This window comes from Mongoliitalea lutea (assembly GCF_014652135.1).
Taxonomy (GTDB): Bacteria; Bacteroidota; Bacteroidia; order Cytophagales; family Cyclobacteriaceae; genus Mongoliitalea; species Mongoliitalea lutea.
On the sequence record NZ_BMYF01000009.1, the window covers coordinates 100,596 to 124,806 of the forward strand.

18 protein-coding genes and 1 pseudogene are annotated in these 24,211 nt (G+C 40.1%); 7 read left to right on the forward strand and 12 right to left on the reverse strand.

Annotated elements, in window-relative coordinates; all coding sequences use genetic code 11:
- Window positions 1-2: 2 nt before the first annotated feature.
- The gene (locus tag IE080_RS08865; RefSeq protein WP_189580879.1) at window positions 3-1,307 is read left to right on the forward strand and encodes an efflux RND transporter periplasmic adaptor subunit; all 1,305 of its coding nucleotides are present in this window, start codon (window positions 3-5) and stop codon (window positions 1,305-1,307) included.
- A gap of 155 nt (window positions 1,308-1,462) precedes the next feature.
- Window positions 1,463-2,521 (forward strand): alkane 1-monooxygenase, encoded by a 1,059-nt coding sequence (locus IE080_RS08870; protein WP_229800563.1) that lies wholly within the window; start codon window positions 1,463-1,465, stop codon window positions 2,519-2,521.
- Here the strand turns inward: IE080_RS08870 and IE080_RS08875 are convergent.
- From IE080_RS08875 to IE080_RS08885, 3 genes are read right to left on the reverse strand one after another with little or no spacing between them, the layout of a single operon-like run.
- Window positions 2,507-2,950, reverse strand: coding sequence for a MarR family winged helix-turn-helix transcriptional regulator (locus IE080_RS08875; protein ID WP_308428163.1), 444 nt, complete (start codon window positions 2,948-2,950; stop codon window positions 2,507-2,509). The genes IE080_RS08870 and IE080_RS08875 overlap by 15 nt on opposite strands.
- Before the next feature lie 18 nt (window positions 2,951-2,968).
- The gene (locus tag IE080_RS08880; protein WP_189580881.1) at window positions 2,969-3,463 is read right to left on the reverse strand and encodes a glutathione peroxidase; all 495 of its coding nucleotides are present in this window, start codon (window positions 3,461-3,463) and stop codon (window positions 2,969-2,971) included.
- 3 nt (window positions 3,464-3,466) lie between these two features.
- The gene (locus tag IE080_RS08885; protein ID WP_189580883.1) at window positions 3,467-3,880 is read right to left on the reverse strand and encodes an organic hydroperoxide resistance protein; all 414 of its coding nucleotides are present in this window, start codon (window positions 3,878-3,880) and stop codon (window positions 3,467-3,469) included.
- A 1,023-nt stretch (window positions 3,881-4,903) separates the two neighbouring features.
- Here IE080_RS08885 and IE080_RS08890 point away from each other — a divergent pair.
- Window positions 4,904-6,436: a bifunctional GNAT family N-acetyltransferase/carbon-nitrogen hydrolase family protein gene (locus tag IE080_RS08890; RefSeq protein ID WP_189580885.1), complete on the forward strand. Its 1,533-nt coding sequence runs from the start codon at window positions 4,904-4,906 to the stop codon at window positions 6,434-6,436.
- A gap of 83 nt (window positions 6,437-6,519) precedes the next feature.
- On the forward strand, window positions 6,520-8,199 hold the full coding sequence (locus IE080_RS08895; RefSeq protein ID WP_189580887.1) for a L,D-transpeptidase family protein: 1,680 nt from the start codon (window positions 6,520-6,522) through the stop codon (window positions 8,197-8,199).
- Between the two features lie 12 nt (window positions 8,200-8,211).
- Here the strand turns inward: IE080_RS08895 and IE080_RS08900 are convergent, their stop codons facing one another.
- The 7 genes from IE080_RS08900 to IE080_RS08930 form a co-directional block, all read right to left on the reverse strand.
- Window positions 8,212-8,670 (reverse strand): CBS domain-containing protein, encoded by a 459-nt coding sequence (locus IE080_RS08900; protein ID WP_189580889.1) that lies wholly within the window; start codon window positions 8,668-8,670, stop codon window positions 8,212-8,214.
- 167 nt (window positions 8,671-8,837) lie between these two features.
- Window positions 8,838-9,569, reverse strand: coding sequence for a copper homeostasis protein CutC (locus IE080_RS08905; protein WP_189580891.1), 732 nt, complete (start codon window positions 9,567-9,569; stop codon window positions 8,838-8,840).
- A gap of 2 nt (window positions 9,570-9,571) precedes the next feature.
- Window positions 9,572-10,558, reverse strand: coding sequence for a glycosylasparaginase (locus IE080_RS08910; RefSeq protein WP_189580894.1), 987 nt, complete (start codon window positions 10,556-10,558; stop codon window positions 9,572-9,574).
- A 600-nt stretch (window positions 10,559-11,158) separates the two neighbouring features.
- Entirely contained in the window at window positions 11,159-12,127 is a 969-nt protein-coding gene (locus IE080_RS08915) for an MlaD family protein (RefSeq protein WP_189580897.1), read from the reverse strand.
- Window positions 12,127-12,888: an ABC transporter ATP-binding protein gene (locus tag IE080_RS08920; RefSeq protein ID WP_189580900.1), complete on the reverse strand. Its 762-nt coding sequence runs from the start codon at window positions 12,886-12,888 to the stop codon at window positions 12,127-12,129. The genes IE080_RS08915 and IE080_RS08920 overlap by 1 nt, the downstream gene beginning before the upstream one ends.
- Window positions 12,881-13,678 (reverse strand): MlaE family ABC transporter permease, encoded by a 798-nt coding sequence (locus tag IE080_RS08925; protein WP_189580903.1) that lies wholly within the window; start codon window positions 13,676-13,678, stop codon window positions 12,881-12,883. The genes IE080_RS08920 and IE080_RS08925 overlap by 8 nt, the downstream gene beginning before the upstream one ends.
- A gap of 19 nt (window positions 13,679-13,697) precedes the next feature.
- A complete protein-coding gene (locus IE080_RS08930) occupies window positions 13,698-14,066 on the reverse strand; it encodes a response regulator (RefSeq protein WP_189580906.1) in 369 nt (122 codons plus the stop codon).
- 396 nt (window positions 14,067-14,462) lie between these two features.
- On the opposite strand from IE080_RS08930, the gene IE080_RS08935 reads away from it, so the two are divergent.
- Window positions 14,463-15,836, forward strand: coding sequence for a TIGR00341 family protein (locus IE080_RS08935; protein ID WP_189580911.1), 1,374 nt, complete (start codon window positions 14,463-14,465; stop codon window positions 15,834-15,836).
- A gap of 1 nt (window position 15,837) precedes the next feature.
- The gene (locus IE080_RS08940; RefSeq protein WP_189580914.1) at window positions 15,838-16,293 is read left to right on the forward strand and encodes a YciI family protein; all 456 of its coding nucleotides are present in this window, start codon (window positions 15,838-15,840) and stop codon (window positions 16,291-16,293) included.
- 665 nt (window positions 16,294-16,958) lie between these two features.
- Here the strand turns inward: IE080_RS08940 and IE080_RS08945 are convergent.
- Both IE080_RS08945 and IE080_RS08950 read right to left on the reverse strand, forming a co-directional pair.
- Window positions 16,959-19,808 (reverse strand): PD-(D/E)XK nuclease family protein, encoded by a 2,850-nt coding sequence (locus tag IE080_RS08945; protein WP_189580917.1) that lies wholly within the window; start codon window positions 19,806-19,808, stop codon window positions 16,959-16,961.
- Entirely contained in the window at window positions 19,805-23,053 is a 3,249-nt protein-coding gene (locus tag IE080_RS08950) for a UvrD-helicase domain-containing protein (RefSeq protein WP_189580920.1), read from the reverse strand. Before IE080_RS08950 ends, IE080_RS08945 begins: the two co-directional genes overlap by 4 nt.
- Before the next feature lie 398 nt (window positions 23,054-23,451).
- On the opposite strand from IE080_RS08950, the pseudogene IE080_RS08955 reads away from it, so the two are divergent.
- Window positions 23,452-24,025, forward strand: a pseudogene (locus IE080_RS08955) (50S ribosomal protein L25/general stress protein Ctc).
- Window positions 24,026-24,211: the final 186 nt, after the last annotated feature.

Here is a 24,211-nt window from a genome sequence, read left to right on the forward strand (position 1 = left end):
CAATGGCTAAGAAGCAAAAATCCAATAAATTGATATACATCCTCTTGGGGGTATTGGCTTTTGTAATTGTATTCGCAATTGTTGGTCGTAAAGCCGGCTGGATCGGTGGACCAAAAGAGGTAAATGTTGAAATCGGTACCGCTAAAAAAGCTACCATTATAGAAAAAGTCAGCGCCTCAGGAGTAATCGAACCTGAAATTGAGGTAAAACTCAGCCCGGATGTGGCAGGAGAAATTATCGAATTGAATGTGATCGATGGTGATTCAGTAAAAGTAGGTGATTTGTTGGTGAAAATCCGACCTGACAATTTCATATCCGCTTTGGATAGAGCTCGTGCCAACTTGAATCAAAACAAAGCTAATCTAGCTCAATCCAAAGCCAACTTAAAGCGGGCGGAAGCTCAATTTGTAAGGGCAGAACTGGAATTTAAAAGAAACGAACGTCTGTATAAGGACAAAGTAATCTCCGATGCAGATTGGGAGCAGATTCAAGCGACTTATTTTACTGCTGCCAACGACCTAGATGCAGCACAACAATCAGTGATTGCAGCAGAGTTTATCATCAAAAGTGCGCAAGCTACCGTTGACGAAGCAGCAGAAAACCTTCGATTAACGAATGTATATTCTCCTGTAAACGGAATAGTTTCCAAACTCTTGGTAGAAAAGGGTGAGCGTGTGGTAGGTACACAACAGATGGCAGGAACAGAAATGCTTCGCCTAGCTGACCTTTCACGTATGGAAGTACGTGTAAATGTCAATGAAAATGATATTATTCGTATAAGTTTAGGGGATACCACAATCATAGATGTGGATTCTTATGCTTCTACTGGAAAAAAATTCAAAGGAGTGGTTACTTCTATCGCCAACTCTGCCAATACCAAGGCTAGTATTGATGCGGTAACTGAGTTTGAAGTGAAAATCAGGATCATCAATGAGTCTTATGCAGATTTGGTTTCTGAACGAAATAAGTTTCCTTTCCGTCCCGGTATGACTGCAAGTGTAGATATCATTACTCAAAAAAGAGAAAATGTGCTTTCTATCCCACTTGGTGCAGTAACTACACGAGAAGAGCAAACCACGACCAATGCTGATGGCAGTACCAAACCAAAAGAATTGATCTTTGTGGTGGAAGATGGAAAAGCGAGCTTCCGAGAAATCAAAACTGGCATCTCTGACTTTGACAATATTGAAATTTTAGAAGGTATCGCAGAGGGTGAAGAACTTATCGTAGGTCCTTACTTTGTGGTGTCTAAACAATTAAAAGAGGGGGATGTAGTCAAAGGAACGAAAGTACCTGAGAAAAAATAATCCTATCGGAAGAATGAAGGAACATGACTCCTACTAAAATAAAAGAGGCCAAAGCTATTGCTTTGGCCTGTTTTTGTTAAATTAACGCATCAGAAGTCCAAAATATAAAAAACTGGCCATCTTAAGTACTTAATTTTACAATTCCTTAAACCCAAATGATCAAAGACTTAAAATATCTCAGTGCTTATCTCCTGCCCTTATCCTTTCTACTCGCATTAGCTTGGGGAGGAATCTGGTCTTGGGCATCGGTCATACTTGCTTTTGGTATCTTCCCTATACTAGACGCAATCCTTCCGGCATCCACTCAAAACCCTAGTGCTGAAGAGGAAGTAGCAAGGCTATCCAATCGCTTTTTTGATCTACTGCTATATCTTTGCCCTCCCATTTGTTATGTACTAATTGGTTTGTTTTTTTATACCATTAGTCAACAAGAACTTTTGCTCAGTGAAAAAGTCGGCCTAACATTTAGTTTGGGGGTGGTCTTAGGAGCACTCGGAATCAATGTTTCTCATGAATTGGGGCATCGTGCTGATAAAAAAGAGCAATTCTTGGCAAAAATGGGTTTACTCCCAGTACTTTATATGCACTTTTTCATCGAGCATAACCGAGGACATCATAAGCAAGTATCCACTCCTTTGGATCCTGCTACTGCTAAAAAAGGTGAATGGGTTTATTTATTTTTTGTTCGATCAATTATTGGACAATATTTCAGTGCTTGGAACTTAGAGAAAGAGCGTTTAGCCAAAAAAGAAATGAAATTTTGGAGTCGGGAAAATGAAATGATTCGTTTCCAAATTTACCAACTATCCTACTTAGGTTTGATTAGTTGGGTTTTTGGATGGCAAATTTTACCGTATGCGCTTGGGATAGCACTGATTGCTGTCTTGTTATTAGAGACCATCAATTATATTGAGCATTACGGACTCAGACGAAAAAAAATGGAAAATGGAAGATATGAGCGGGTATTGCCTAAACATTCGTGGAATTCAGACCATGAGATGGGAAGGATTGTTTTATTCGAATTGACGAGGCATTCAGATCATCATTATCTTGCTTCTAGAAAATATCAAGTACTTCGGCACATGGATGAAAGCCCACAACTTCCTACGGGGTACCCGGGAAGTATGCTAATGGCCTTGGTGCCTCCCTTATGGATTTGGTTAATGAATAAGCGTATTCCCACTAATCCGGACACCAATTTACAAATGCAATAATCGTTGGATCGTATTCCGCATCTGAAGAAGGTCTTCTAACACTTCTTCATCTTGTCCGAAAGATTCCAATAGTTGCTGAGGTATGCAGGAAGCTTCTTCTTTAAGTGAAGCACCTTGCTCGGACAAGCGTATAAATACTTTCCGTTCATCCTCCTCTCCTTTGATTCGTGTTAATAAGCCCACCGTTTCCATGCGCTTAAGCAAAGGAGTCACTGTGTTGGTATTCAATACGAGTTTTTCGGCTATTTCATTCACAGTCAAATCATCCCGTTCCCACAGCACCAACATGACCAAGTATTGGGTGTAAGTCAGCCCCAATTTATCCAAGTGGGGCTGATACCCACGGATAATCACACGGGAAAGGGCGTAAAATGGAAAACAAATCTGGTTCTCTAATTTTAAAACCTCTTCATTCATGATGTATCCCATTTAGTATGCTGTGTTTGGTTACGAAGCTTTTTTTGAAAATAATTTCACGAGATCCTTTTCAATTTGATCAGGCTTGGTAATGGGTGCATACCGCTTCAAAGGTCTCCCTTGTTCATCCAATAAAAATTTAGTGAAATTCCATTTGATTCTAGATCCAAATAATCCTCCTAAGCGCTCCTTCAGGTATTTGAAAATAGGATGCGTATTCGGGCCATTAACCTCGATTTTTGCAAACATGGGGAAGGTGACACCATAGTTGAGTACACAGCCGGAAGCGATACTCGCCTCATCACCAGGTTCCTGATTCCCAAATTGATTACAAGGAAAGCCTAGGATCACCAAGCCTTTATCTTTGTACTTCTCATACAATTTTTCCAATCCCTCAAATTGAGGTGTCAACCCACACTGACTTGCAGTGTTGACCACCAAAATTGTTTTTCCTTTAAACTCCTCCATGGAAACATCTTTTCCCTGGAGTGTTTTAGCGGTAAACTCAAAAAACTTCGTTGCCATGATTTATTTTAAATTGATAATAACCTCAACATTTCCTTTGATTGCTCTTGAATAGGGGCAACTCTCGTGGGCCTGCTCCAATAACTTTTGTGCTTCTGAATCTTCCAATCCATTGATTTCAACATCCAACGTCACGGCCAAATCCCATGCAGTGGGTGTTCCCTGAATCAAAGCTACATGAGCAGTCACTTTGGAGGAAATAGCCAAACGTTGGGCTTTTGCAATATAATTCAATGCATTATCAAAACAGGCAGCATAACCCGCAGCGAATAGTTGCTCTGGGTTGGTATAACTTCCTCCTTGACCGCCAAATACTTTTGGTAATCGAACATCCAATTCCAATACCCCATCGGAAGACTTTACGCTTCCATTTCTTCCCCCAACAGCCGTAGCCGAAGTTTCATACAATTTTTGCATAGTGAATCATTTTATATCGTGAGCGATACAAATATATGCATTAGAATTTATATCGCAAGCGATTTAAATGGATAATCCTTTGTAAGAGTGTTGATGAAGCGACAGACAAAGTGTGAGTGAGAAGCGAGAGGCGAGAGGCGAGAAGCGAGAAGCGAGATGTGAGAAGCGAGATAGGTAAAGCTCGCAGAATTCACGGAAAACGCAGAAAAATTTGCATTGAAAAATTTGTATCCAAAGAGAGAAATTAACAATCAACCAATAAACTCCATCAATTGTCCTGGATTTAACCCTAGTAAACATGGCTATCTCCTTATTCATATACCTGGGTTTAATACAAAAGTCTCGTAGAGACGACCGACATACTAGCCGCAAATTTCAACAAGCCCCTCACAGATCTAGGAGATTGAACGGATCCAGCACAGATTGATGATTTTAGATTTTAAAGGGTAGATTTTAGATTTATCAGGAATAAAAAAAGTCCTTCATGTTTTTTTTTCTAATAATCGCTAGCAGAACTGCTGCAGGTGGGATGTCAGAAAACCGAAAGTCTCTCACAGAATGCGCAGAATCCACAGAAAAATCCGCAGATTTATAATTATAGGATAGAGATAAAATGCAAACGCCTCTACATCTTAACAATTAACACTTAACAAAAACAACCACCCACGCTGGTCCAAAAGCCCCCCCTTTCATTTCAAATTATTCATTGTTAATTGCTAATTCCAAACGGGCGATGCAAAAAGTAACTACAATGTAGGTAAAGATCATCAATGATTGAAGATCAATTCGCAGTATATAAATTTCATTAAAAAACAATTCAGTTAAATAATTGCAATTCACATCTTAACAATTAACACTTTGTAACCACCCCCGCAGGTCCAAATAAACCCTTTTTCATTCTAAATTCTAAATTCCTAATTCTACATTTCAACATGCTTACTGTGTTCACTGCTCACTGCTACTGATCACTTAAACAACTAACCGCTACTCCCTCTTTCCCTCAAATTCCGTATATTTGTATATATGAGAGATGAATTAGAACACCGGCTGAAGCTTCGGAATATTAAACTTTCAGACTATGAGGACATTCGAGAAATCATGGTCAGTATTTACAGGGACCAAGGAGGTGCCTGGACCAAGCAAGAACTTAAGAATCAAATCAAAGCCTTTCCTGAAGGACAGATTTGTATAGAAGATAATGGTAAAGTGGTGGCTGCTGCCCTAAGTTTGGTAGTAGACTATGCCAAATTTGGGGATAACCACACCTATGATCAAATTACTGGTTATGGGAAATTTGATACCCACGATGATGATGGGGACACCTTATATGGTACAGATGTCTTCGTACATCAGGATTACCGTGGAATGCGGATTGGCCGTCGATTATATGATGCTCGAAAAGAGCTCTGCGAAAACCTCAACCTCCGCTCGATCATTGCGGGCGGGAGGATTCCCGGTTATTCCAAGTATGCGGATCAGATGACACCGAGGAAATACATTGACTTGGTAAAAAGTAAAGAGATTTTTGATCCAGTGCTATCGTTTCAGCTAGCCAATGAATTTCACGTACGGAAAGTAATCACCAAGTATTTACCAGAAGACACTGATTCGAGGGCTTATGCAACTTTACTCGAATGGATCAATATCTATTACGAAAAGGATGAAAAGCTCATTGGTAATAAGAAATCAATCGTTCGATTAGGTTTGGTTCAATGGAAAATGCGTCGCTTCAATTCCGTGGATGATTTGATGCAACAAGTAGAGTTTTTTGTTGATACAGTATCTGGTTATAAATCGGATTTTTGCTTGCTACCTGAGTTTTTCAATGCCCCTCTCCTAGCAGAATTCAATGATATGGATGCTTCCGAAGCTATCCGTAACCTTGCCGATTACACAGATGAAATTGTCAGTCGAATGAGCGATTTGGCACTTTCTTACAATGTCAATATCATTGCTGGTAGTATGCCGGAGTATGATGGCAAGAAGCTGCGAAATGTTAGTTACCTCTGTAGAAGAGATGGTACTACCGACAAACAATACAAGCTACATATCACTCCGGATGAGCAATCTTATTGGGGTCTTCAGGGTGGTAATGGCATCAAAGTATTTGATACAGATGCAGGGAAAATCGGGATTCTCATTTGTTACGATGTGGAATTTCCTGAATTGGGAAGGATTCTTGCAGAGCAGGAAATGGATATTTTATTTGTGCCTTTTTGGACCGATACAAAAAATGCCTTTTTAAGGGTAAATATCTGTGCAAAAGCCCGAGCGATAGAAAATGAATGTTATGTAGCCATCACAGGTTCAGTGGGTAACCTTCCAAGAGTAGAAAATATGGATATTCAGTTTTCACAATCTGCTATTTACTCTCCATCAGATTTCTCATTCCCTCACGATGCCACAGTAGCTCAAGCGTCTGAAAATGCAGAAACAACTATTGTTGCAGACGTCGACCTTGACCTCTTAACCAAACAGCGTAAGGCTGGTTCTGTGCGAAATCTTGAACAACGAAGATTAGACTTATATTCCGTGCAGTGGAAACGAAAAAAATAAGCAATAAAGAGTGCAATCAAATTTAATTTGATTAATTGGATAACGAACAAAACAAGCAGGTGGCATCTAAACACTACAGGATTATGAGAAAAACATTCACAGTGCTTTTCCTACTAATATATCAACTGACCCTTGGTCAAGAAGTGATAAATTTGCCTCCTTCGCAAGATTTATTGATTAGACAATTGATTGAATCTACCCAAACAGAATCCAAAAGAAGGGTTGCAGGGAGGTTATTGTACAGTTCAGTGGTCATCCAAAATTTCTATCAGGATCGCAGCTTTGAATTTGCTTGGTCCAATGATCAAAAGCTGTATGAAATAGCATACGAAATGCGCTATGAAATACAGCAGGCTAAATTTGATGGACTCAATCCTTTTGACTACCACTTGGATGCTATCAATACCTTATTTGGTCAACTGGAAAATCAACAAAAATCAGGAGTTGCACCTGACCCACTAGCATTAGCCTCGGCTGATATCTTATTATCAGATGCTTATATTCTACTGTCCTCCCATTTGTATCTGGGAAAAGTAGATCCGGAAAGTTTAAAAACATCCTGGAATATTCAAAGAAACGCTCCTGAACTGAAAATTGACCAGCGTTTAAGTGATGCCTTAGCTAATGGGAGTATTCGGAAAAGTTTAGAGGAGCTTTACCCCCAATTAAGTATCTACAAACGGATGCGTGATGGATTGAGAGAAACCTATGATTTTGAGCAAAAGGCTAGACAATCCAATAATAATTCTTGGAAGCCATTGAAGGCCGATAAATCCATCAAAGTAGGAGACAGCCATGCAGCTATCCCAGAAATTAGGCAACGATTGCAGTTTTGGGGCTTTTTGAAAGAGGCTTATCCCATAGAAAATGAGCGCGTATACGACTCATTACTTGTTACTGCTGTCATGCGAATCCAACAACGCTTTGGAATGGAAGCCGATGGAGTTATTGGACAGGGAACACTACATGCACTGAATCAAAGCCCTGAAGCGCTTGTTCAAACCGCCGCTGTCAATCTAGAGCGCTTACGATGGCTTCCTCATCAGATCAAAGAACAGGAACTAATCCTGGTCAATACGGCTAATTTTCAGTTGGATTACCTTGTCAATCGGGATACTTTACTAAGTTCTCGGGTGATCGTAGGTAAATCCTATCATTCCACACCCCAATTCAATGCCGAAATGTCCTACTTAGTTTTTAGCCCTACTTGGACAGTACCTGCCTCAATCACTAGGAATGAAATTATCCCAGCTATCAAACGTAACAATAACTACCTTCAAGAAAAAAACATGAAGGTATTGACAAGTTCTGGTTCTGTTGTAGACCCTTCCAGTATTGATTGGTCAAAAGTAAACCCAAGGAACTTTCCGTATACCATTAGACAAGAGCCAGGACAGCAAAATTCCTTGGGTCTAGTAAAATTTATGTTCCCAAACAAATACTCGGTATATATCCACGATACTCCTAGCAGAAGCTTATTTGCTAGAGAGGATCGAGCACTTTCACATGGTTGCATTCGAATTCAAAAGCCATTTGAATTCGCCAAAATTCTTCTTGCTCACGATGAATCATGGACAGATGACCGCATTCGCTTAGCTATGAACCAAAGTACCGAACGAACAGTCACACTTAACCGAAAGATCCCTGTAGTAATCCTTTACTTAACCTACTGGGCCAATTCCCGAGGCGAGTATTTTTTCCGAAGAGATATCTACAATCGAGACCAAGAAATCTGGACTGCCCTCAGAGAAGCCCGCTCTTAATTCATGTTTCCATCACCAAGTAGTTGCCTGCAGCTTAGGAAATGCTCGAATTACATCTGAAAGGGAAATTTGTCCTACCAAAAAACCATCTTGAAGGACTGGAAATCTTCTGATTTTTAATTCCAAAAACTTTTGAGCCGCATCGAACAAGGTCATATCTGGTGACATGGTGATGACATCTTTTGTCATGTGCTCTTCTACCAAGCCTGGAAATTTAGGAGTATTAGAATATTTTCCTTTGATAATTTCTTTGAGACAATCAACCTCTGAAATAATTCCAACCAAATGACCCAAATTATCTACTACCGGCGCTCCCGATATTTTGCGCTTGGTCAACATATCCAAAACATGATCGATCGAATCACTTGGCTTAAATGTTACGAGGTTCGTACTCATGTGGTCTTTGACTAGTATGGGGGCGGTAGATTTTTTACTTTCTACTACGCGCACTCCTTGAAAACTTTTTACCATAGTTGTAGGGGTTTAATTGAGCCAAATAACTTACGGAAATTTTATCAGAAATAAAAATAAATCAGCTGCAAATCTGAAAAACTAAAAATTAGTGTATAAATAAAAGATTTAACGACTAATTCTTTGCAAAAACCATGCTTACCCCAAAACTTTCTTTGGTTGTAAAACTAGTTCATCACTTGAAGAAACCGCGCCACTAATTGAGGATTTACACTCAAAACTTGATGAAATCGCTCTTCAGGAATGGAAAAGCTCATGTCCGATTTTTTGAAAATGGATTGAGAAGGCCTTTCTGATTTACAAGAGGCATGAATTTCCTTTAACATCCCCTTTGATTTTAGCTCGGATGCATGTTCAGGTTTGGAACCACCCCCAGGCATGACGATTACCTGGTCAGCTGCTAAACTAATAAGTTTCAGTAAAACCTCCCATCCTTCGCTAACTGTTGGGGCACCTCCAGAGGAAAGAATTCTCTGGAAACCGATTTCTTGAATCCTGTTCAATGACTCTAAGGGGTCAGGTGTGAGGTCAAATGCTCGATGAAAGGTGCACGGCTTTCTCTTAGCAGCAGTCAACAATCTTGCATTTTTTTGAAAGTCAACCTGAGCGTTTTCATTCAAAACACCAAATACAAATCCATCAGCCCCTAGCTTATCCAAAAGATGAATATCACGTTCCATCACCTCGATTTCTTCATTGGAATAGACAAAGTCTCCTCCTCTAGGCCGTATCATAACAAAAATAGGTATGTCTAATTTACTTTTTAAAAATTGAAGCATACCAGCAGATGGGGTTGTTCCCCCTTCCGCAAAATCTGAACACAATTCAAGTCTATGAGCACCGGCACTTGCTGCTATTAAAGCAGCTTCAACTGTAAATACAGGGACTTCTAATATCATGGTTATAGTGCAAAGGTTGAATTTTTAAGGGCTTTTTCTTTTGCATGGTGCATAGCATAGGTAAAGCCCTCCCGAAGCGCATAAGCACCGTACTCCCCTTCCTTATTGATCGCTAAAAAGCCAACTTGAAGGTTATCCAAATCCTTCCTATTTTTAGCAATTAGCCGTCTTACAGCCTCTTCACATGCTTCTTGGGGTGTTCTCCCCTGACGCATCAATTCCACAATCAAAAAAGACCCACAAATCCGAATAATAGACTCTCCAAGTCCAGTGGCAGTAGCAGCACCTACTTCATCATCTACAAACAAACCTGCGCCAATTATTGGACTATCTCCTACCCTTCCATGCATCTTATAAGCAAGACCAGAGGTTGTGCATGAACCAGCCATTTTCCCATCAGCCCCCAAAGCAATCATGCCAATGGTATCATGATTTTCAATATTTATGATGGGCTTATATTGCGCATTTACTTTCCACTCTTCAAAAGCTTTCGCTGCCTTAGGACTCAAAACCTCCGACTCCAAGGGAAAACCCTGGGAAATTGCAAACTGACGGGCACCTTCACCTGCAAGCATCACATGAGGCGTTTCATCCATCACTTTCCGGGCAACAGCTATAGGATGCTTTATTTGCCTTAAAAAGGCTACTGAACCACAAGAACCGTCTCCTTTCATGATTGAAGCATCAAGCGTCGGAATCCCTTCTCTATCGGGCAAACCTTGAAGTCCAACAGAAAGGTTATCCATATCTAATTCGGTTACTTTTACCCCTTCTTCTACAGCATCCACAACAGAAGCTGTTTGGCTTAAAACCTCCCAAGCACGGTCATTGGCTGGCATACCATGATCCCAAGTTGCTAAAATGAGTGGCTTGAATTTTTCTGTGCTAGAAACCCTATCGGGCTCCGAACAAGAATGCAATAGTTGAATAGGAAGCAGGGCTGAACCTGCTAAAAAGCTCTTTTTTATAAATACTCTTCTACTTGACATAATGCAGGAATGAATGAACTCCTAAATATTCAAAAAAAAATCAAAAAGGCTTTAGTGTTGATTAAAATTTTTATGAAAGGTAGGTGGGGGGTTAGTTGATTAGTGATTAGTTGATTAGTGATTAGTGATTAGTTGATTAGTGATTAGTTGATTAGTTGATTAGTGATTAGTGATTAGTGATTAGTGAGACTCTACTTTTGAATGTGTGTCTGGAAAAGACCTACGCCAATCCTAAGAGAGAACATGTTAGCATCCTTCTTATTCATGACTCTAGTTAAACTTTTGCTTCTGATTCGCTTTAGGGGAGCTCCTGTAACTGGAACTTCAGCTGCTTTTTGTTAACTATTAATTTGTAAAGCAAGCCCATAGGAACACTGTTTTAAATTCATTTCTAATTTGTTTGTTTGAAATGTGAACAGTTTACATGCGACGGTGGACCATTATTCACTGACTTCGACTTCACTCAGCCACCAAGTTGTCCAAACTGTTCACTTCATTCTAAATTCTAAATTCCCCACCCTTTCCCGAATCCAAGTAAAAACCCGGCAGGTTTTTGAAACCTGCCGGGTCTTTCACTCTTCATTGCTCACTGTTCACTACTTAATTCCCTTCTGCTTTAGCTTTTCTTTTGAATCCTCTTCGGAAGGGCCAAGTGTATTCTAAGGCTTCTAAACCACGATTCAGATTTACGGAAGAACTGTCGATATTTACCAATGTGTTTTTCAAACTATTGGCAAACTCTTCATCATTTAGGATCATTCCAGCCGTATTATTCTTATCGTTGAGTTTAGCTGTAATATCATTCAGATTATCAGTAAGCTTATTTGCATTATTTGCAGTCGCTTGAAGATCTTTGATTGAAGCTTGAAGGTCTGAATAGAGTGTTTTGTCTGTGGTTAAGTCATGAAACAGATTCCCTTCTTTATTTAAATTGGAAGTAAATCTGTTCATCTCATTGATCATGCGGTTGGAATTGGTTGCCGCTCTATCTAGATTGGTGATGATATTTTTGAAGTTTTCACCTAACAAGCTATCCGTCATAACCGTACCCACGATGCCTTGTCCTTGGGCAATTTTTGTGGTTAGCACCTTTAGATTTTCGGTTATCGTTACCAAGTTTTTATTGTTTTCTTGCAGTGTTTCCATCATTTTATCCGTATCCAAAGGCATTTCGGACATGAGGCGATCTCCATCTTCCACTGCGGGGGCTTGGGTAGTCCCTCCGTAAATTACGATAATTTTATTACCAATTAAGCCATCTGAACCAATTGTCGCTTTGGAATCCTTTCGGATATATTCACGCACTTTGGATTCTACATTCATGACAATTTCCACCTGAGAATCCCCATAAAAGTTAATTCTTCTGACCGTTCCGATTTTTACCCCGGAAAACCAGACATTATTACCAGTCTGAAGACCTGCAATATCATCGAAGACGGCATTTAGGGAAATGCTCCTAACAAATTTTTTCTGTTGCCCTCCTAAGGTTAAAATACCCGCAACAAAGATGATGATGCCAATCAGTACGAAAACACCTACAATGACTGACTTTTTACTATCGTTTCTCATTAGTTAATGAAGTTATAATCATAGAATGATTGAATATTTTGGTCTTCAGCATTATGGAATACTTCCTCAAAACCTCCAACTGCTTTGAACTTGCCCTCGATGAGGACAGCCATACGATCGCCTGTTTGCTTAGCACAGGTAAGATCGTGGGTAATTACAATGGAAGTCGTCTGATAACGCTGCTGAACCTCGTTAATCAAGTTATTGATATCAATACAGGTGATTGGGTCCAAACCTGCCGTAGGCTCATCATAGAGCATGATCTCAGGATTTAAAATCAGCGTTCTCGCAATACCAATACGCTTTTTTTGACCACCGGAGAGCTCAGAAGGCATCTGATTGATCGTCTTGGACAATCCAACTGAATCCAACAAGTCTTCTACCCGCATATCTATTTCCTTCCTAGTTAGATTTTTTACATTTCTAACCAAGGGAAATTCTAAGTTTTCTCTTACGGTCATAGAATCATATAAGGCAGAAGCTTGGAATGAAAAACCAATTCTCAATCTTAGTGCGTTCAGCTCTTTTAAACTTAATCCTGCCGTACTTTTGCCAAATATTTTTATTGTCCCCTCATCCTGAGTCAATAATCCTACCAATATTTTAATGAGGACAGATTTACCCGTACCGGATCTACCTAACACAACCAAATTCTCTCCTTTATACAAATCCAAATCCACTCCCCGTAAGACGTGGTTTTCATCAAAGGATTTATAGAGACCTCTGATTTCAATGACCGCTTCTGAACTTTGTTTAGGCATATCTGATAGCGTTTACAATTTGCAAAGCCAATAATTCCTCAATGAAAATCAAAAACATCGACATTACCACGGAAGAATTGGCAGCTTGACCTACACCTTCTGTGCCCTTATTTGAAGTATATCCCTTGTAACAACCAACAATTCCGATTGTAAAACCAAATACAAAGGATTTGATAATGGATGAAAAAATATCTAAGAAGGAAATCGCTTCAAATACTTGTACAAAAAAAGTAGAAAGTGACACTAACTCGTTTTGATTGACATTGACAAAAGCTCCCATCAAAGCAACAAAATCAGTGTACATCACCAATACAGGAATCATTAATGTGGTAGCCAATACACGGGTTATCACTAAATACTTGAAAGGATTGATGGCAGAAACTTCCATGGCATCAATCTGCTCGGTAACTTTCATGGATGCAATTTCGGCTCCGATACTTGAACCTACTTTTCCAGCAGCAATCAGTGCCGTTACCAATGGTCCCATAGCTCGCACGATGGCAATAGAAATCAAGGCTGGCAGCCAGGACGTAGCCCCAAATTCAGCTAGGGAAGGCCTAGACTGATTGGTAAATACAACTCCGATAATAAATCCTGTTAAGGATATCAAAGGCAAGGATCGGTAGCCAATTTCATAACACTGACGCATGATTTCCCTAAATTCGTAAGGAGGAAACCACACCTCTTTGAAAAAGCGCTTTACAAAAGAAAATGCATTGTAAAGGCCTAGAAAAAATTTATCTATCTTTTTTGATAAAACTGGTTTTTTATCGTTGGTTAAGTTTATCATAAATTCATTTTAGAGTCCTTTATAGGCCTAGGATTTCAGCCATGATATCATTTTTCAAAGGCTTAACCAAAAAACCCGAAACCATGTTGTACTGTGTACTGATTTCTATGTCATCTGGATCTACCGATGAGGTGAGCATTTTAACTTCAATTGTCTTATTCAACACTTTCAATCTATCCAGAAATTCCCATCCTTTCATTTCTGGCATATTCACATCCAATATCAATAGATCTGCATCATTTGAAGCAAACCAGTCCAATGCGCTAAATGGATTTTCAAAAAATTGCAAATTCAAATCCTCCTTCAACCGAAGCATATTCTTTCGATTAATCATATGCTGGATCCTATCATCATCAACAAAAACAATTGTTTGGATTGCTTTACTCATAATCTGGGATAAAATTTAGTTCATTGAAATTAAGCTTCTCACACATTCCCACATGGCAAAATAGAAGTGTTGCCTTTTGTAACCATACAAATATAAAAACTTAAACGTGGGTAGTGACAAAATTTTACGTCTTTTAACTATTAGGATAGGCTAAATAATTTAGCCTTGGCAAATTTAGATTCGGCTAAATGTACTTTAACTCGCTTTTTTTCTGACAGTTATATCCATATACGCGATTTAAAGCTTTAAAAAGTATTAGCATAAATCGGTATACCCTTTTTAAGAAAAAATTGGACTAGGGACCCTGAGTATTCTAGGGCTTTTTGCTGACCTAACTAGGGGCTTTATCGAATTTCCTTTTTTTTGAGTAGTTTGGGCTTCGAAATAAACATAGCTATGAGTTCAAAAAATACCGCTTTTGGATTAAGAAATAAGATCATGAGCCTCCTCCTATTCTTTCGTGACCGATTTGATTTGCATGAAGGGAAAGAGGATGAATTGGAGACCATCGACTACATCCGAAAAAATATCGAGTTCCGTGGAGCCAACCTTTGGATTTTGATATTTGCCATCTTTGTGGCATCCGTTGGTTTGAATGTCAACTCTACTGCTGTGATCATTGGAGCCATGCTAATCTCTCCTCTTATGGGGCCAATCATGGGAATTGGAATGGCTGCGGGAATCAACGATTTTGAACTGCTTCAAAAGTCCTTTAAAAACCTCGGCATAGCAGTTCTGATTTCGATTATAACGAGCACGATTTACTTTTCTTTTACTCCACTCAACGATGCCCAATCTGAATTACTTGCTCGAACAGAACCTACCATTTGGGATGTGTTGATTGCTTTGTTTGGTGGATTGGCTGGAATCGTCGCTGGCTCCAGAAAAGAGAAAAGTAATGCTATCCCTGGAGTGGCAATTGCAACAGCGTTGATGCCTCCACTTTGTACCGCAGGCTATGGATTAGCAACAGGCAATCTTTATTTCTTCTTTGGAGCATTCTATCTTTTCTTTATCAACAGTGTTTTCATCTCCCTATCCACTTATCTGATTGTTCGGTTTATGAATTTTCCCAAAAAGGAATTTCTAGATCCTAAAAGAGAAAAAACAGTAAAAACTTACATCACCATCTTTACCATTTTGACCATTGTTCCAAGTGTATATTTGGCCTACAACATTGTCAAGCGGACCATTTGGGAAAAATCTGCTAATCAGTTTATCAGCGTGGAATTTGACCTTCCTAGAACGCAGGTTTTAAACTCTAACTTAATTTATGCCTCTGATAGCAGCTTTATAGAAGTGAGTTTGATCGGTGAACGGATTTCAGATGAATCGATTGTTCAATTGGAGAAAAAACTAGCGAATCTTAATCTTCGAGATACTTACTTACGAATTAGGCAAAGTGGGGATAATGCCGATATGAATTTGCTGCGTTCGGATATTTTAAAAGATCTTTATGAAAGAAATGAAACCCTCATTCAAGATAAAGACAGACGAATAGCGCTTCTGGAAAGAGAACTATCGGAATTTGGTAAAAACTATCAGCAAGTCATGGATATAGCACAAGAAGCCAAAATCAATCACCCCGCTTTAGAAAATTTCTCCATGAATAGATCAGTAATAGCTGATTTAAATAAAAATCAAAAGGATACAATTATGATGGCTTATGCCAAATTCAAAACCAAACCAAGTTCCCAAGAACTACAGAAACTTGAGGCTTGGCTCAAATTGCGTTCAAAAGCAGATACTTTATCTTTAATCGTCCAATGATATGAAAACCGTTTATTTTATCCTACTCATGACTCTAGCAATAAGTAGTCATTCGTTTGCACAAAAAAGCTCCTATGATGAAAGCCTCGCCAAACAGCTTCAAGCAGACGACTATGGGATGAAAACCTATGTCATGGCCATTTTATTAGCTGGAGATCGAGTCAATGAATACAGTCCTGATCAACGCGCTGAAATACAAAAAGGGCATATGGCCAATATCAACCGATTAGATGAAAATGGAAAATTGATACTTGCAGGTCCTTTTATCGATGGAAAAGAAAAACGAGGAATTTTCCTCTTCAATGTAAGTACCAAAGAAGAAGCCGAAGCCCTAACGAATACCAACCCCGCAATTCAGGCTGGAGTCCTCAAAATGGAGCTCATCGAATGGTATGCCTCCGCAGCCCTCCAACTCCTCCCAGAAGCCCACAAAAAGGTTCAGAAAACAGGGTTTTAGGGTGAACAGTAATTAAATGTGGAATTTGGAATGGGGAATGAGGAATGAGCCCCATGATGCTAGACAGACCCGGCAGGTTTCAAAAACCTGCCGGGTCTCTTTTCTTGGATAGGGAAAGGGTTAGGAATGAAGTGAGCATTGAACAGTGTGAAGTTGGAAAATTAGGAATTTAGGATTTAGAATGAAAAATGCTCCTGTGGGTTTTTAACCCACTATTTGAATTAGAAGTTTGAAATCAAATTATTGCAATTATTGCAGATTTTTAAAGAAAACACCCATCAATTGCCGTGGATTTTAATCCCCGGCATTGGAGGGAGGAGTGAACAGTGAAAAGTGCATAATGAGCAGTGTACCGTGTATCCACTGCGCAACTTTCACTTATGGGTTTTAATCTACAAATGGTGGTGAGTTTAAACCCTCCTATATGAATCCAGGGATACTCATGTTTTCCCGGTTTAAAACCCGAGCCAATTGATGGAGTTAACCAGCTGAATCTTAATTTCTCTCTTTGGGTATAAAATTTTTCTGCGTTTTCCCCGTATTCTGCGAGCTTTCTCTTGATTCTTGCTTCTTGTTTCTAACCTCTCGGCTCTCGCTTCTCGCTTCTCGTCTCTCGCTTCTCGCTTCTCGTCTCTCGCTTCTCGTTTCTCGCCTCTCCAAGTCCCCTACCTCCCACACATCTCCTTAAACGCACAATACCTGCACTTATCAACATCTGCCGTCTGATCAAAGGGAACAGCTGGATCAAATAATTCACTTAGCAAGCTACTTAAACCTTGTTCAAATTCTTCCGAAAGTTCAAGGTAGTTCTCAACTTCTGATTTGAGCTTGCCCTCACCCATAATCAGGAATGGATTGAAATCATCCTTAAAAATCTCTTTGACATTGAAAAGACCCGGCTTCAACGGCTGCTGATTAGACGGATTGGTGAATTGATAGAAATAGGCATATAGGATGGTCTGCATGGCTGCCTTATTTCGCTTGTTGTCTTCCCGATCAAACAATGAAGGAATCGTTGTGAAATTCTTTTCATCCTTGCCAGTCTTATAGTCCAGCAATCGAATTATCCCATCTTTCTCATCTACCCGATCAATTAGGCCATATAAGCGCACCTCCTCTCCCCTACCCTCTACTTCAATTGGAATATAGGTGGTATGTTGCTGCTCCAGGCCCAAAACAGTAAAATCTCCCCCTTCACTATCGTAAGCTACAATTCCCTGAATATACTCGATGAAAATTTCCCGTACGATTTGCATCTGACCACTGGGAACAAAGTCTTCATCCTTTTCTACATGATAAAACTCCCGGATAGCCTTATCAACAGCAGTTGCAATTGTGGGCTGAATTCGGTTCAACTCATGAGGAGTGATCAATTTTGGGGCTTGGTCACCTTCTGGTAGGTAGAGCAACTCAATGGCTCTATGCAGAATAGTACCAAAAACACCTGCATCCACATCAGCTGCCACTTCCTCTTGCTCTTTCAAGCCTGCCACATAGCGCAGATAAAAACGTAGTCGGCAATCCAAATAGGAATTGATAGCAGAGGCAGATAAGGACCTGTTGAACTCTTTTGCTGGACTTGATTTCCAATACTCACTCAGTTTACTGAGAATAGCAGCATCTTTTCGAACCGTAATTTCCTTGCCCGAACTCAGATCTGCTGACAATAGCTGCACCTGAGGTCTAGCTACACCCAACTCAATTTGCATTTGTTGCAAGAAACGGCTCATTTCCCCACTCTTGCCTTGATCGGATGCCGTACTAAAAATCAGATGCACCTCTTCTGCTCGATGAAGTAAGCGATAAAAGGTGTAGGCATAAATGGCATCATTTTGCTCCTGAACAGGCAAACCAATAGCTCTCCTCAAATTATGTGGGATCATGGAATTTATCCCGCCTCCAGGAGGAAAGCTGCCCTCATTCACATCGCAAATAATCACTCTTCTGAAATCCAAGTTACGGGATTCCAATACTCCCATTACCTGCAAGCCCTGCAATGGCTCTCCTTCAAATGGCAAGCGCACCTCCTGAAACAGTTGCCTAAATAGTTTTAAGAAAAATTCCAAAGACAAATTACCCAAGCGATGATCCGAAAGCACCTCTTGAATTCGGTTCAATTGCTTATATGCTTGGAAAAGATAGCTTGATTGGATGGAATCCTCTTTCAACTGCTGTGCTAACAACTGCATCAATTTACCCAAATAGCTTACCAAATCATTAGATGCAACCTTCTGGAAGACTTCTTGGAATAGCCCTCCTCCAGCATGCAACTGATCCAAGGATATCTCTATTAGATTGTTGGTTTGGATAGTAGATTTAAGTTCCTTGGTAAACTCAGGATTGGCTTCCGCCAAGTAAGGAAAGGCCAACAAGTCCAAAACCTGTTTATGGTAAAATGTCACTTTCCCTTCCTTCACCTTGATATATCGCTGCAAATCCAAGATGGCATCCAAGAATGCATAAACAGGAGCATTCCGAATAGGATAACCCATGGTCACATTCAATTTGTCCACGTTATCCGGCAACACGTGTAGCAAGGGAAAAAGCAGTTGCTCATCTGGCAAAATCACCACTGTCTCATCTAAAGATTCATCCGCCGAAACTCTCTCCAATAATTTTCCTACCACATTAGCCTGATTGATTTTCAAAGGAATGGCATAGGTATGAATAACTGCTGACTTGGATTCAATGGTTTTTGGCAACTCTTCTGGAAAAGTTGGGCCCAAAACAGGATCTTTGATATAGTCCCGAAAGAAGAGTCCTGACTCTTGTCTTTTGTCCTCTATGTAGTATGCATCCACATCCCAAAAGACTTCAGCTCCAAAATTCTTAATGAAATGCTTGATCAGTTTTTCCTCCGCCAAAGTAAAGGCATTGAACCCTATAAAGACATAATGTTTTTCAGGCTTACTCAATTCGGGCAATTTGGAAACAGCCTTTCTATATACTTTACCTCCATAAGCCAATCCCAATACATCTAATTGTGCATTGAACTGCTCGTATAGCTTTTCCAAAATCTGCCAAAAACGTAGAAAGCGCTCTTTTTCTTCCGGTTTTTGTGCTTGGAAAGATTTCCAAAACTGGGATATTAATGCTACCTGTTCCTCGGTCAAGAAACTTAAATCCGATTCAATGGCTTTAATTTCAGATAGATTCCTGTACACCAATTTGGCATCAGCAAGAAATTGATCCAAATCATTGAAATCTTTCAAGATCAACTCACCCCAAAAGTAAAAGCGATCAAAGGTTTCTGCCTCAGACTGGAGTTGTTGATATACGTCGTACAACTCAAATATCAAGGTCAGATCATCGGCAGCCCGTTGTCCAGCTATACCAGAGAAAACCTGCTCAATAGTTTTGACCTCCGGCATCCAGGTAGGCTTATCGATTAATTCCTCCAAGTACTTCACAAAAAATAGGCCTGCCCTTCTATTAGGCAGTACAACCACCACTTGGCTAAGGTCTCTTCCAGAGTTCAGTACTTGTGCTGCGGTATCTTTCAAAAAACTGTTCATAGTACTTCAATCAATTCTGTAGGTTCCAAATAACAAACATAGCCCTTCACTGGCTTTTCAACGATAGAGGCAACCAAATCCATGTACGAACGGACCTGTTCGAGGTGTTGGGATTTCTGCGCACCAGTTTTAAAATCCACCACCAAAGCCTCCTCAGCACTGATAAAGATTCTATCCGGTCGCTTTTGGCCTCCTTGGGGGATCAAAATTCCTTGTTCAGCTAAGGACTGATATCCATCTCCAAACCAAGCCTGTAATTGAGGCAGCGCAAACAGTTCCCTTAACTGCTGCTCTACTTCTTGTTGAACCTCCGAGGTGAAGCGACCTTCAAAGGCATAGCTTTGCACCAATCCCAAAGCATCTTCCAAGCGATTGGAATGCTCTAAGATTTCATGCACCAAAACCCCAATTCGTCTTTGAGAACGATCATCGACTCCCTGTGGGGAAAAATCCCAAGCATATTCTTTGGGTTTCAAAAGCTCATTCCAATCCCGAAACTCCCACCTGACCAAAGGAGAAGGTATGATTTTGATATCATTTGATTGACTGATACCTTCCATAGTTCCCCACACAAATAACTCCTTTTCGGCATCCCAAGCCATCCCTTCAGTTACGTTTTGATTTCCCATCGTCTCCAGCAGATTTCTCAAAACCCCTCCAGTTCTTCTTGTTTGAACAATGCCTTCCTTACTGATCGCAAAATCAGCAAAACCCCAAAACATATCCTCCGCTCTAGTAAATGCTACATACAGCATATTCAAGGTGTCCATGTAGGCTAACTTCACCTCTTGATTGTAGAGTTCTGCAAAAAGGGTATTTGCAAGATTTTTTTCTTGCTTGATGGGGGCAATCGTTGGTGTGCCATTATGTTCATACTTAGCCCAAAGTATGGGTGCCATTGAATATGTTGGAAGGATGGCCCAATCGAGGTATGGCATGATGACTACCTTAAATTGCAAGCCTTTGGATTTATGGATGGTCAAAATCCGCATGGCATCATGATCTTCGGGGATTTTAACCGTGCGCTTGGTTTTGTTCAGTTCCCACCAATCCAATAAACCATTGAGATCAGCTCTATTCTTTTTGACATAATCAAACACCGCTTCTTTAAAACCAGCAATATACGCCAAGTCATTTCCAGCACTAGTCAAATCCAAAAACTGAATCACATGCTCGATCAATTCAAGTAATGGGTACTGCAACCATTTCCCGCGCAGGCCTTGTAATTCCCTAAACTTCCCTTGCAATTCAGCAGGTAAGCTGAATTTTTCAAAGAGTTCATGCGAAAAAGGCTCTTCTTTCAAAAGCGCGTAATAATAAAACGCTGTCTTTAAAGCAACGGTATCCTCCCCATCTCTCAAGTACGTTAGTAAGGCGACCATGGCTTTTACCGCAATGGATTTGTCAATAAATAAGGATTCTTCGGACAGCACATCAAATCGATAACGAGACTCCGTCTGAGTTTGGGCAAAGTCCATCAGGTAATCTGCGATGGCCGCCCCTTCATTCTTTTTCCGAACGAGGAACGCAATATCCTTCAATTGGTATCCTTTATCTTGCAGCTCCATGAGCAGTGGTGGCAGTTTGCCGAGTACACCTGCATCATTGTCCTCCTCAGTCTCTTCTTCCTCATTTCCATAGCTACTTCTACTGGCCTTTTCCTGAAACTGAATTTGAATCATTCCCTGAAAAGGCAAGTCCCGCTTTTTACTCGGCACCTGCTGCTTTACATCTGCATAGGCTTTTTGGAGGAGTTGATCGGCTGCTGTTTTGGCGTTTTCCAACATGTACTCCTCCAGTAAAATGGGAAGCTGTTCAAACACAGCATTATTAAAATCAATCACCTTCGGAAGACTCCGATAGTTGACATCCAGATTTTTCACTTCGATCAACTGCTGAGAAATCTGTTGCTCCACTTCCTCTAGCAACAACTCCAATTTCCCTCCCCTCCATCGGTAAATGGATTGCTTAACATCTCCTACCAAGAGATTGGTATGGCCCGATGCTAGGGAATTTTCCAACAAAGGCCGGAAACTTGCCCACTGAAAGTCGGAGGTATCCTGAAATTCATCGATAAGAAAATGCCGGTATTGGTTTCCGATTTTCTCGTAAACAAACGGAGCCTCGTTGTCTTTGGTGATTTCTTTGAGGAAGTCATTGACATCTGAGATCAACAGTATACTTTCCTCATCTTTCAGATATCTCAGTTCCAATATCAAATCCCTGAAAATCCCAAATACATTTAATTGCTTCAACAAAGTGGCATAAGTATCCCATTGAATCTTAATCGAACAACAATCCATTATCAATTCCCGTAACCCAGCATTGGCAGCGGCTTCAATAGCATCCTTTCTCTTACTCGTCTTGGTATACCAACCGTCTATGCTATGCACTTTGTCAATTTGTTTATCAGTAAAAGTGGGAAAAGGATTTTTCTTATCACCCAGATAATCTAATTTTCGGACAAAATTCTGCCCACTGTTTCCTCCACTAAATTCCTCCCATTCCAATCCGTACTGAACGCGGATATCATTTGCTTTTTGCTTTCCATCCAAAGCTTTTTTGATCAGCAATGCCCGCTGTTGCATCAGCTCAGCTTTTAACTGTTTTATAAAGTCTTCCTGATCCATGGCTTGCTGAAAGGTTTGCCGATGCGCTTTGAAACCCTCGGTAAAAATTTCTTTCCCCAAAGATTGAATCCCCCCCCGGATATCCCAATTGCCTCCATTTTGAATTTGTTCAGTAGTATATTCCACCAACCACTTTTTCAAAGCTTGATCCGAAGACACTTTTTCCATCAAGCGATCGACAAGGCGCTCCAAGACCGCTTCTTGATCCAACTCCAAATCGAACTTTGCCTGCAAGTCCATTTCCTTGGCAAAGGATCGGATCACCCGCTGGAAAAATGCATCGATGGTACTTACTGAAAAATATCCATAGGCATGCAAAATATCCAATAAGGTTTCATGCGCTCGCTTTTGCAAAGCCACAGCATCCAGCTTCAGGTGCTTCATCAATTCCTTATCCAAAAACTCCTCTGCCTTTACCTCTTGCGAGAGTCGCTCTAGATATTCCAAAATTCGGGACTTCATTTCTTGGGTGGCTTTATTGGTAAAGGTCACAGCCAAAATGGACTTGAAGGCACCGGGGTAAGCCAAGGCAATTTTCAGGTATTCTAACGTAAGTGTATAGGTCTTACCCGAACCTGCGGAGGATTTGTAAATGATAAAAGGAGCTTGATCCATGCGATTAAAAACGGTCTAAGCAAATCAAGTGCTTTTTGCGCTGAATAAAAAATGAGTGACGGAAGTTGTCGGGATTTTTGTTTTTTTGTTTCTTGTTTCTAAGTTTAAAATCTAGAATAATAAATCTGTGCTAAAGGACTTTTTTTATTCCTGATAAATCTAAAATCTACCCTTTAAAATCTAAAATAAGTAATCTGTTTTAATGTGTTCAATCTCCTAGATCTGTGAACAGCGCGCAGCATACTAACAACAATCGATTAACTTAAGGACATTAAGTCTATATTCCTTCAACAACTATCCTATCATTATTTTTATTTTCAAAATTTACGCGTACTTTTGCAAACTGATTTGGATAGATGTACTATTCAAATCAACAAACACAATATAACATTCATATTATGAAATCATTAGAGATTATAGGGTTTAAAAGAGCAAATCTCGACAGCGCATCTTTGAAAGAGATCCGCGAAGAAGGCAATGTACCATGCGTGGTTTACGGACCGGCAATTGAAGGTCAGATCCACTTCTACACGCCTGCCATTCTTTTCAGAGACCTTGTTTACACACCAGATGTGCACATGGTTGACTTGAACATTGAAGGCACTAAAATGAAAGCTGTATTGAAAGATGCACAGTTTCACCCAGTAAGTGAAACCTTATTGCATGCAGATTTCTTGGCTTTCAGTGAAGATAGAGCTATTAAATTTGAAATCCCTGTTAATATCATTGGAACCTCTCCTGGTATCCAAAAAGGGGGGTAAATTAGAAGTAAAAACTAGAAGACTTGCTGTTAAAGGTCTTGCTTCCAATCTTCCTGACAAAATTGATGTGGACATCTCCAAACTAGATCTTGGAAAATCTTTCAAAGTAGGTGAATTGTCTGCTGAAGGATTCGAAATCTTGACTTCTCCTAATGTTTCTATCGTTACCATCGGTATCCCAAGAGCGTTGAGAGGTAAGAAAGCAGAATAATTATTCTGAACAACTTATAACAAAACCCTATCTTTGGCAACAAGGGTAGGGTTTTTTAGTGAACAGTTGAAATTAGGAATTAAGAATGGAAGTTTAATGAAATATGCTAGCGCGAAATAATTTGAAGTATGCCTCTACCTGTGGTAGGCATGTTCGGCGATATATTAGCGGCGTGTAGATAAGAGA

Excerpts from the sequence above, each read along its gene's own strand:
- IE080_RS08895 (WP_189580887.1), top strand. The coding sequence starts at position 6,520 with ATGAGAAAAACATTCACAGTGCTTTTCCTACTAATATATCAACTGACC.
- IE080_RS08945 (WP_189580917.1), bottom strand. The coding sequence starts at position 19,808 with ATGAACAGTTTTTTGAAAGATACCGCAGCACAAGTACTGAACTCTGGA.
- IE080_RS08950 (WP_189580920.1), bottom strand. The coding sequence starts at position 23,053 with ATGGATCAAGCTCCTTTTATCATTTACAAATCCTCCGCAGGTTCGGGT.
- IE080_RS08940 (WP_189580914.1), top strand. The coding sequence starts at position 15,838 with ATGAAAACCGTTTATTTTATCCTACTCATGACTCTAGCAATAAGTAGT.
- IE080_RS08925 (WP_189580903.1), bottom strand. The coding sequence starts at position 13,678 with ATGATAAACTTAACCAACGATAAAAAACCAGTTTTATCAAAAAAGATA.
- IE080_RS08915 (WP_189580897.1), bottom strand. The coding sequence starts at position 12,127 with ATGAGAAACGATAGTAAAAAGTCAGTCATTGTAGGTGTTTTCGTACTG.
- IE080_RS08890 (WP_189580885.1), top strand. The coding sequence starts at position 4,904 with ATGAGAGATGAATTAGAACACCGGCTGAAGCTTCGGAATATTAAACTT.
- IE080_RS08900 (WP_189580889.1), bottom strand. The coding sequence starts at position 8,670 with ATGGTAAAAAGTTTTCAAGGAGTGCGCGTAGTAGAAAGTAAAAAATCT.
- IE080_RS08920 (WP_189580900.1), bottom strand. The coding sequence starts at position 12,888 with ATGCCTAAACAAAGTTCAGAAGCGGTCATTGAAATCAGAGGTCTCTAT.
- IE080_RS08935 (WP_189580911.1), top strand. The coding sequence starts at position 14,463 with ATGAGTTCAAAAAATACCGCTTTTGGATTAAGAAATAAGATCATGAGC.
- IE080_RS08905 (WP_189580891.1), bottom strand. The coding sequence starts at position 9,569 with ATGATATTAGAAGTCCCTGTATTTACAGTTGAAGCTGCTTTAATAGCA.
- IE080_RS08885 (WP_189580883.1), bottom strand. The coding sequence starts at position 3,880 with ATGCAAAAATTGTATGAAACTTCGGCTACGGCTGTTGGGGGAAGAAAT.
- IE080_RS08930 (WP_189580906.1), bottom strand. The coding sequence starts at position 14,066 with ATGAGTAAAGCAATCCAAACAATTGTTTTTGTTGATGATGATAGGATC.
- IE080_RS08880 (WP_189580881.1), bottom strand. The coding sequence starts at position 3,463 with ATGGCAACGAAGTTTTTTGAGTTTACCGCTAAAACACTCCAGGGAAAA.
- IE080_RS08870 (WP_229800563.1), top strand. The coding sequence starts at position 1,463 with ATGATCAAAGACTTAAAATATCTCAGTGCTTATCTCCTGCCCTTATCC.
- IE080_RS08865 (WP_189580879.1), top strand. The coding sequence starts at position 3 with ATGGCTAAGAAGCAAAAATCCAATAAATTGATATACATCCTCTTGGGG.
- IE080_RS08910 (WP_189580894.1), bottom strand. The coding sequence starts at position 10,558 with ATGTCAAGTAGAAGAGTATTTATAAAAAAGAGCTTTTTAGCAGGTTCA.
- IE080_RS08875 (WP_308428163.1), bottom strand. The coding sequence starts at position 2,950 with ATGGGATACATCATGAATGAAGAGGTTTTAAAATTAGAGAACCAGATT.